A 6,253-nucleotide genomic window follows, 5' to 3' on the forward strand; every position below is an offset into this window, starting at 1 on the left:
TCGCCGCCCGAGACCGCGAGCGCGCCACCGGCACCGCCCGCGGGCCCGGCCGGCAGGTCGGCGCCGACCCAGGTCCGCGAGGCGGCCAGGAGCAGCAGCCCGGCGCAGGCGAGCCCGGCGAGCACCGCCCCGGCGCGCCCGGCGAAGCGGCCGCGCCGCGCCCGCTCAGCCACCGGCCAGGGGGCGCAGGGCGCTGGCGCGGGCCACGGCGGCGAGCACGGCGGCGGCCTTGGCCCGGGTCTCGGCCTCCTCCGAGGCGGGCACGGAGTCGGCGACGACCCCGGCGCCCGCCTGCACGCGCGCCACGCCGTCGCGCAGCACGGCGCTGCGGATGGTGATCGCCATGTCCAGGTCGCCGGCGAAGTCGAAGTAGCCGGCGGTGCCGCCGTAGAGGCCGCGGCGCACCGGCTCCAGCTCGTCGATGAGCGCCAGCGCGCGGGGCTTGGGCGCCCCCGACAGGGTGCCCGCCGGGAAGGTGGCGGCCAGGGCGTCGTAGGCGGTGCGGCCCGGGCGCAGCTGGCCGGTGACCGTGGAGACCAGGTGCATCACGTGGCTGTAGCGCCAGACCTCCATGAACTCGACCACCTCGACGCTGCCGGCCTCGCAGACCTTGGCGAGGTCGTTGCGGGCGAGGTCGACGAGCATGAGGTGCTCGGCGCGCTCCTTCGCGTCGGCAGCCAGCTCCTCCGCGAGCGCCCGGTCCTCCTCCGGACCGGCGCCGCGCGGGCGGGTGCCCGCGATCGGGTGGGTCAGCACGCTGCCGGACTCGACCTTGACCAGGGACTCGGGGCTGGAGCCGACCAGCTCGTACCGGTGGCCGTCGGCGTCGGCGAGGCGGAACAGGTACATGTACGGGCTCGGGTTGGTCGCGCGCAGCACCCGGTAGACGTCGAGGGCGTCGGCGGGGCAGTCGACCTCGAAGCGCTGCGAGGGCACGACCTGGAAGACCTCCCCCTCGTAGATGGCCTCCTTCGCCGTCACCACCGCGGCCTCGTACTCCGCCGCGGTGGAGGTGCGGCGCGGCTCGCTCGCGACCACCGGCGCGGTGACCGCCACGGTGGACGGCGAGGGCTGGGCGAGCTTGTCGGCCATCGCGTCCAGGCGCGCCACGGCGTCCGCCCAGGCCTCGTCGACCCGCTCGTCGGTGGCGTCGTGGTTGACGGCGTTGGCCACCAGCAGCACCGAGGAGTCGGCGTGGTCGACCACGGCCAGGTCGGTGGCCAGGCACAGCGCCAGCTCCGGCAGGTCGCTGGGGCCGCCCGGCGGGTGCTCGAGCTTCTCCCAGCGCCGCACCACGTCCCAGCCCAGCACGCCGACGAGGCCGCCGGTCAGCGGGGGCAGGCCCGGCAGGCGCGGGGTGGCCAGGGCGGCGAGCACGGACTGGACGGCCACCAGGGGGTCGCCGTCGGTGGGCACGCCCGCCGGGGGCTGCCCGATCCAGTGCGCCTGGCCCTCGCGCTCGGTGAGCACCGCGGCCGAGGCGGCGCCGATGATCGAGTACCGCGACCAGACGCCCCCGTGGTCGGCGGACTCCAGGAGGAACGTGCCGACGTCGGTGCCGGCCAGCTTGCGGTAGATGCCCACCGGCGTCTCGGCGTCGGCGAGCAGCCGGCGCACCACGGGCACCACGCGGCGGTCGCGGGCGAGCTGGCGGAAGGTGGGCAGGTCCGGCCAGGTGGTGCCGGCGTCCAGCAGCGGCGCGGCCACCGGCAGCGGCGCGGTGCCCTGCTCGCTCACCGGGCCCCCGCCGCGGCGGTGACGGCCAGCGGGCGCGCGTCGAAGCACGTGCGGTCGCCGGTGTGGCAGGCCGCGCCGGTCTGGTCCACGGTGACGAGCAGCGCGTCGCCGTCGCAGTCCAGGGACACCTCGTGCACCACCTGCACCGCGCCGGAGGTGTCGCCCTTGCGCCAGTACTCCTGGCGGCTGCGGCTCCAGAACCAGGTGCGCCCCGTGGTGAGGGTGCGGTGCAGCGCCTCGTCGTCCATCCAGCCCACCATGAGCACCTCGCGGGTGTCGTGCTGCTGGACGACGGCGCAGACCAGGCCGTGCTCGTCCCGCTTGAGCAGGGCGGCGACGGCGGGGTCCAGGGATGGGCTCACCGGGTCATCCTCCCACCGGCGGCGTGCCGCTCGACGGGCCGCGGGGTAGGCACGGGCCATGAGGTCCTCACCGCGACGGCGGGCGCGCAGCTCCGAGACCCACCGGCGGCCGCTGTGGCTGTGGCCGGGGGTCGCCGGGGCCGCGGCGGTGGTCGCGGCGCTGCTGCTCGCGCAGGTTCGCCCGGGGCCCCCGCTGGCGGGCTGGCTGTGGCCCGGTGACGCCGCCTCCGCCAGCACCGCCCTGCAGATCGTGGCGACCTCGGTGATGACCGCCACCGGGCTCACGTTCAGCCTCACGGTGGTCGCCCTCCAGCTGGCCTCCCAGCAGTTCTCCCCGCGGCTGCTGCGCGAGTTCGAGCGCGACCCGGTGATCAAGGGCGTGCTGACCGTGCTGGCCGGGACGTTCGCCTTCACCACCACCACCGCCCGCGCGCTCGACGCGGAGGCGCCGGTGCCCTCGGTCGCCGTCTCGACGGGGCTGCTGCTCGGCCTGGCCTCCTTCGGCGCGATCCTGGCCTTCATCCACCACATCGTCAGCGTGCTGCGCGTGGACACGCTCATGCTGCGGGTCCACGACGACGCGGACCGCGCGATCAGGGAGTCCTACCCCTCCCACGACGACCCGGCGCCCCGCTCCCCCGGCGAGCTGGCCCTGCCCGCCGGGGAGGGCCTGGCCGTCGAGGCCCCGCGCAGCGGGTTCGTCCAGCGGGTGGACGTCGAGGGCCTGGTCGCCGCGGCGCGCGAGGCCGACGTCGTGGTGCGCGTGGAGGCCCGCCCGGGAGACCACGTGCTGCGCGGGACGCCGCTGCTGACCACCTGGTCGCGCGGCGGGGACCCCGTCGAGGTGCCCGCGGACGTCGCCCGGCGGCTGGCCGCCACCGCGGAGCTGGGCTACGAGCGCACCTTCGACCAGGACGTCTCGTTCGGCTTCCGCCAGCTCGAGGACATCGCGGTCAAGGCGATGTCACCGGCGATCAACGACCCCGCGACCGCGGCGACCGCCGTCGGGCACATGGGGGACCTCCTGGCGCGCCTGACCGGCTGCCGCCTCGGGCCCACGCTGCACGAGGACGCCCAGGGCGTCGGGCGGGTGGTCGTGCCCGACCGCGACCTGCGCTACTACCTGGACCTGACCTGCAGCCAGCTGCGGCGCGCCAGCGCCTCCGAGCCCACGGTGCTGGCGGCGCTCCTGCGCATGCTCCGCGACGTGGCGCTGTCCTGCCGCGACGACGACCAGCGCCGGGAGGTCGCCCGCGCCGCCGACCTGGTCGCCTCAGCGCTGGCGGAGGGCGTCAGCGGGAGCGACGCCGAGGGCGTGCACGACCTGCGCGAGCGGGTGGACCAGGCGCTCGCCGGGGAGCGGGTGCGGCCCTACGCCGACCGCGCCGGGGAGACCCGCTCGCTGTGACCCGCGACCTCCGCGCCGGCGCTCAGCGGCGCCGCGGGCCCACCGGGACGCGCAGGCGCGGCAGGACGGGGCTCGACTCCTGCAGGCGCAGCCCCTCCAGGTGGCGCTCGTACTGGTCGAGGACGTCGTCGATGAGCTGGGAGTGGGTGTAGCCCATCACGTCGTAGCCCTGGGCCCCCCCGCGCAGGTCGACCTCGAGCCGGGCGTACGCGGCTCGCCCCGGCGCCGCGTCCCGCCCGTGCACCGGGACGGGGACCGTGTGGGGGCGGACCCGGTAGAGGAACGCCTGGTCGCCGCCCGGGCCGGCCGTCAGCTCCACGCAGCGCACCCCGTGGTCGTCGGTGGCCCAGCCCGCGTCGGCCGCCACGCTCCCGGCCCGCAGCTCGGCGGCCACCTCCTCCAGGGCGGGCAGGGCGACCTCGTCGAGGTGCTCCAGCGCGGACTCCTCGCTGGGGAAGGCCAGGCTGCGGCTCAGGCGCAGCCTCCAGTCCTGCGCCCGCTGCTGGTCCGGCGAGCCCGGGGCGCGCCCCGACAGGCGGGTGGGCACGCTCCGCCGGTGGCTCTCGGTGCGCACCGCCTCGGCCCGCAGGGCCCGGTAGAGCCCGACCATGACCAGCACCATGACGAAGGCGAACGGCAGGCCCATGACGATCGTCGCGCTCTGGAGCGCGGGCACCCCGCCCACCACGAGCATCGCCGCCGTCAGCAGGCCCGTCGCGACCGCCCAGAAGACCCGCACGGACCTCGGGCCGTCGTCGTGCGGCGTCGGCAGGCGCGACGACAGGTTGGCCATCACCAGGGCCGCGGAGTCGGCCGAGGTGACGTAGAAGAGCAGGCCCACGAACGTGGCCACGCCGGCGACCAGGGGGAAGGCCGGGTACTCCATGAGCAGGGTGTAGAAGCCCCGCTCGGGGGTGCCCATCGCCAGCTCGCCGAAGGCGGCGTCACCGCCGCGGACGCGGGCCAGGGCGCTGTTCCCGAAGATCGAGACCCACATGACGATGTAGCAGAACGGGATGATGAGCGTCCCGGCCACGAACTGGCGGATCGTCCGGCCGCGGGAGATGCGGGCGAGGAAGAGGCCGACGAACGCCGACCAGGCGATCCACCAGGCCCAGAAGAACAGCGTCCAGCCGCTGAGCCAGTCGACCGGGCGGTCGAAGGCGAAGGTCTGCAGGGTCAGGCCGGGGAAGCGGCTGACGAAGTCGCCGACGTTGAGGACCAGCCCGTTGAGCAGGAACGCCGTGTCGCCCGCGAGCAGCACGAACGCGGCCAGGCCCATGGCGAGCAGCACGTTGAGCTGGGAGAGCCGCTTGATGCCCTTGTCCACGCCGCTGACGGCCGACAGCGTGGCCACGACGACGGCGAGGGCGATGAGGCCGATCTGCGCGGCCCGGCCCTCCTCGATCCCGAACAGGAGCGAGAGGCCGAAGTTCAGCTGGACGACGCCGATGCCCAGCGACGTGGCGACGCCGAAGATGGTCCCCAGGACCGCGGCGATGTCGACGCCGTGGCCGAGGGGGCCCTCGATGCGCCGGCCGAAGACGGGGTACAGCGCCGAGCGGATCGCCAGGGGGAGGTTCATCCGGTAGGAGAAGTACGCGAGGGCCATCCCCATCAGCGCGTACATCCCCCACCCGCTGATGCCGTAGTGGAACAGCGTCCACACGGTCGCCTCGCGCGCGGCCTCCACGGTGCCGCCCCGGCCCACCGGCGGGGCGAGGTACTGCGTGACGGGCTCCGCCACCGCGAAGAACATCAGGTCGGTGCCGATGCCCGCGGCGAAGAGCATGGAGGCCCAGGCGAAGGTGCTGTACTGCGGCGTCGAGTGCTCGGGGCCCAGCTTCGTGCGGCCGTACCGCGAGGCGCCGAGGTAGACCACGAAGACGAGCACGGCGGTCGCCAGCAGGATGTAGAACCAGCCGAACCACTCCGACGTCCACCCGACGGCGGCGCCGATGGTCTCCGCCGCCCGTGCCGGCGCGACCACGGCCCACCCGGCGATCAGCAGCACGCCGATCGCGGACCCGTAGAGGACCGGGCGGTTGGTCTGGGCCGCTGGCCCCCGGGGGCGGGCGGACCCGAAGCGCCGTGTCGGCTCGCTCATGGCGTCGTGCGCTCCTCTGGTGCTGGGGGAGGTCCGGGCGCTGACGCTCGCCGCCTGGTCGTGGCGCGCGACGTCGGTCCCGGGACCGGATCGGATCGACGCCCCTCGCTGGGCCCGTGGGTGAGCCAGGCTAGTGCGCTGCGGCGCCCAGCGGCCCGCGCAGCCCGCGACGGGTCCGGGACGGCCTCCGGGGCGGCCTGCGCTCGGTCGTGCTGGGCGGTCCGGTCGCCCGCATGACGGATGTCATGCCCCGGCGGTGACGCCGTCCACTGCCGCGCCGGTCCGCCCAGCGGCCATCGTCGACCTCGTTCGGACGGCGGGCCGCGGGCCCAGGACGAGGAGGACCGATGGACGAGGTGCTGGCGGTGCGCGCGGCGCACCACCGCTACCGCGACGTGGTGGCGCTGGACGGCGTGGAGCTGTCCGTGGGTGCCGGGCGCTGCGTGGCGCTGCTGGGCCCCAACGGCGCGGGCAAGACCACGCTGGTGGGCCTGGTCACCGGGCTGCTGGCCGCTCAGGCCGGCACCGTGCGCGTCTGCGGCCAGGACCCCCGCCGGGCCGCGGCCCGCCGCCGCCTGGGCGTGGTGCAGCAGGTGGGCGGCTTCCCGCGCACCCTGACCGCCGGCGAGCTGGTGTGCG

Annotated in this window: 5 protein-coding genes; 2 read left to right on the forward strand and 3 right to left on the reverse strand. The window is 75.9% G+C overall.

The window, feature by feature from the left end; translation table 11 throughout:
* Window positions 1–165: 165 nt before the first annotated feature.
* Together AC5FZL_RS14745 and hisI are read right to left on the reverse strand one after the other, a co-directional pair.
* A complete protein-coding gene (locus AC5FZL_RS14745) occupies window positions 166–1,737 on the reverse strand; it encodes an anthranilate synthase component I (RefSeq protein ID WP_493619646.1) in 1,572 nt (523 codons plus the stop codon).
* Window positions 1,734–2,159 carry a phosphoribosyl-AMP cyclohydrolase gene (gene hisI, locus AC5FZL_RS14750; RefSeq protein WP_493619647.1) on the reverse strand — a complete coding sequence of 142 codons (426 nt, stop codon included), beginning with the start codon at window positions 2,157–2,159 and terminating at the stop codon, window positions 1,734–1,736. Before hisI ends, AC5FZL_RS14745 begins: the two co-directional genes overlap by 4 nt.
* Between hisI and AC5FZL_RS14755 the strand changes: the two genes are divergently transcribed.
* Window positions 2,158–3,507 (forward strand): DUF2254 domain-containing protein, encoded by a 1,350-nt coding sequence (locus tag AC5FZL_RS14755; protein WP_493619648.1) that lies wholly within the window; start codon window positions 2,158–2,160, stop codon window positions 3,505–3,507. The two genes, hisI and AC5FZL_RS14755, sit on opposite strands and share 2 nt — an antisense overlap.
* A 22-nt stretch (window positions 3,508–3,529) precedes the next feature.
* Here AC5FZL_RS14755 and betT read toward each other — a convergent pair whose 3' ends face one another.
* On the reverse strand, window positions 3,530–5,614 hold the full coding sequence (gene betT / locus AC5FZL_RS14760) for a choline BCCT transporter BetT (protein WP_493619649.1): 2,085 nt from the start codon (window positions 5,612–5,614) through the stop codon (window positions 3,530–3,532).
* Between the two features lie 347 nt (window positions 5,615–5,961).
* Here betT and AC5FZL_RS14765 point away from each other — a divergent pair.
* The coding region (locus AC5FZL_RS14765; RefSeq protein WP_493619650.1) for an ATP-binding cassette domain-containing protein at window positions 5,962–6,253 on the forward strand (292 nt) is incomplete at its 3' end.

The sequence above is a fragment of the Quadrisphaera sp. DVD1 genome, from assembly GCF_058932755.1.

Excerpts from the sequence above, each read along its gene's own strand:
- AC5FZL_RS14755 (WP_493619648.1), top strand. The coding sequence starts at position 2,158 with ATGAGGTCCTCACCGCGACGGCGGGCGCGCAGCTCCGAGACCCACCGG.
- hisI (WP_493619647.1), bottom strand. The coding sequence starts at position 2,159 with ATGGCCCGTGCCTACCCCGCGGCCCGTCGAGCGGCACGCCGCCGGTGG.
- betT (WP_493619649.1), bottom strand. The coding sequence starts at position 5,614 with ATGAGCGAGCCGACACGGCGCTTCGGGTCCGCCCGCCCCCGGGGGCCA.